The 2,581-nt window shown below is 69.2% G+C and carries 1 pseudogene; it reads right to left on the bottom strand.

The annotated features are described in order from the left end of the window. Window positions 1-2,568: pseudogene (locus IG75_RS0135495) on the bottom strand (condensation domain-containing protein); the annotation flags it as partial. Between the last annotated feature and the right edge of the window lie 13 nt (window positions 2,569-2,581).

The raw sequence follows: 2,581 nt of genomic DNA, 5'->3' as shown, positions 1-2,581 counted from the left end.
CGCCACACCCTTCGGACGACCCGTCGAACCCGACGTGAAAATCACATACGCCGTATTCGACGGACGCAACGGCGCACGACGATCCGCATCCGTGACCGGGGCATCGGCATACCCCGAGAGATCGGTCTCGTCCACGACCACCACCGGACGGTTCGCCGTGGTGAATCCGTCCGCCGAACTCGTCAATACACAGACCGGGTCCGCGGTGGCCAGGATGTAGTCCGTGCGGTCGGCGGGCTGCTCCGGGTCCAGCGGCACATACGCACCACCGGCGGCGACCACCGCGTACATTGCCACGATCAGATCCAGCGAACGCCGCATACCCAGCGCCACCGGAACATCCGGTCCGACGCCCAGCGAGATCAGATGCCGCGCCAGCCGGTTCACCCGGCCGGCGAACCCGGCGTAGGACAGACCTGTCCCCTCGAACGTCACCGCGGGCGCTTCCGGAGTGCGGGCCGCCCGGTCGGCGAACAGGCCGGCCAGGGTCGCGTCCGGATCGACAGCGCGTTCCGGGCCGTACCCGCCGCGCAGTACCGCCGATGCCTCCAGCGCGTCCAGGAGCGGGAGATCACCCAGCGGCCGCTCCGGTGTCTTGACCACGGCCTTGAGCAACCGGACGAAACGCTGGGCGAACTGCGCGACCGTCTCGCGGTCGAACAGATCGGTCGCGTAGGTGAAGACCGCGTCGATGCCGGCCGTTCCGGTCCGCTCGCCGAGATCCAGCTGGAGATCGAATTTCGCGGTCTCCAGGGGCATTTCGACCGCGCCGATCGCCAGCCCGGACAGCTCGGTGTTCACCGCCGGCGTGTTCTGCATCGCCAGCATCACCTGGAACAGCGGATGCCGGGCCTGCGATCGCACCGGGTTGAGGATTTCCACCAACCGTTCGAACGGCAGATCGGCGTGCCCGAATGCGGCGATATCGGTACCGCGCACCGCACCCAGCAGTTCGGTGAACCCGGTCCCGGAATCGACCGGCGTCCGCAGCACCAGGGTGTTGACGAACATGCCGACCAGATCGTCGAGGGCACGTTCACCGCGGCCCGCGATCGGTGTGCCGATCGCGATATCGGTCTCTCCGGACAACCGCGACAGCAGTACCGCGAACGCGGCGTGCACGGCCATGAACAGGGTCGCGCCTTCGGCCCGAGCCAGTTCGGCCAGCCCGGTATGGGTCTCGGCGTCGATCTCGAACGCGTGGGTGGCGCCCCGGCCCGAGGAGATCGCGGGCCGCGCCCGGTCCGCGGGAAGGTCCAGCTGATCCGGCAGCCCGGCCAGCTCCCGCGACCAGTACGAGATCTGCCGGCCGATCACCGATTCGGGGTCGTTCTCAGACCCCAGTACCTGCCGCTGCCAGAGCGCGAAATCGGCGTACTGCACCTCCAACGGCGCCCAGCCGGGCTCGTCACCGGCGGTACGCGCCACATACGCGGTCACCACATCGCGGAGCAGCGGCGCCATCGAGAAACCGTCACCGGAGATGTGGTGGACGACGAAGCCGAGCACATGTTCGGACGCGCCGAGCCGGAAGAGCCGGGCCCGGAACGGCACGCTCGAGGTCACATCGAAGCCCGCCATCACCAGCTCCGCGAGCCGCGCGGGCAGGTCGGCCGCCGTGACCTCGACCGGCGCCAGCTCCGGCAGCACCTCGGCCGCCGGCAGCACCTGCTGGAACGGGGTCCCGTCGACCTCCGGGTAGAAGGTCCGCAGCGATTCGTGCCGCACCAGTACATCGCCGACGGCGGCCGCCAGGGCAGCCGTGTCGAGATCACCGGACAGCCGGACCGCGACCGGGATGTTGTCCACGAACGAATCCGGATCGAACCGGTTCAGGAACCACATACGCTGCTGCGCCAGCGACAGCGGCACCCGTTCCACGACCTCGCCCGTCTCCAGGACCTGGGTCGGCCGCGGCTGCGGCACCAGCGCCGCGCGCCCGCCGGCCTCGGACCGCAGTTCCGCACGCGCGGCCAGGGCGGCCACGGTGGGCGCTTCGAACAGCGCGCGCACCGGGACGTCGGCATCCAGCGCCCGGCCGAGGCGGGCCGCGACCTGGGTCGCGATCAGCGAGTTGCCGCCCAGGGCGAAGAAGTCGTCGTCGGCGCCGATCCGGTCCGCACCGAGCACATCGGCGTAGACACCGGCCACGATCTCCTCGATCGGGGTCGACGGCGCCCGGAATTCCCGCGCCTGGAATTGCGGCTGCGGCAATGCCTTGCGATCCAGCTTGCCGGACGGGTTCAACGGGAACTCGTCCAGTTCCAGCACGGTCGCCGGCACCATGTAGGCCGGGAGCACCGCACGGACCGCCTCGAGCAATTCCACGGATTCGATCCGTGCGCCCGTCGCGGGCACCACATAGGCGACCAGTTGCTCGCCCAGCGGTGAGGTCGCGACCGTCACCACGGCCTGACCCACCTGCGGTTGTGCCAGCAGGGCGGATTCGATTTCGCCGAGTTCGATGCGCAGACCACGCAGTTTCACCTGGAAATCGGTACGACCCAGATACTCCAACTCACCCGCGGCAGTCCACCGCACCAGGTCACCCGTGCGATACATCCGCTCCGCAACATCGAAC

The organism is Nocardia rhamnosiphila NBRC 108938 (assembly GCF_000720425.1).
Taxonomy (GTDB): domain Bacteria; phylum Actinomycetota; class Actinomycetes; order Mycobacteriales; family Mycobacteriaceae; genus Nocardia; species Nocardia rhamnosiphila.
The sequence above is the reverse complement of the archived record's forward strand: the minus strand, read 5'-3'. Positions and strand labels throughout refer to the sequence as shown.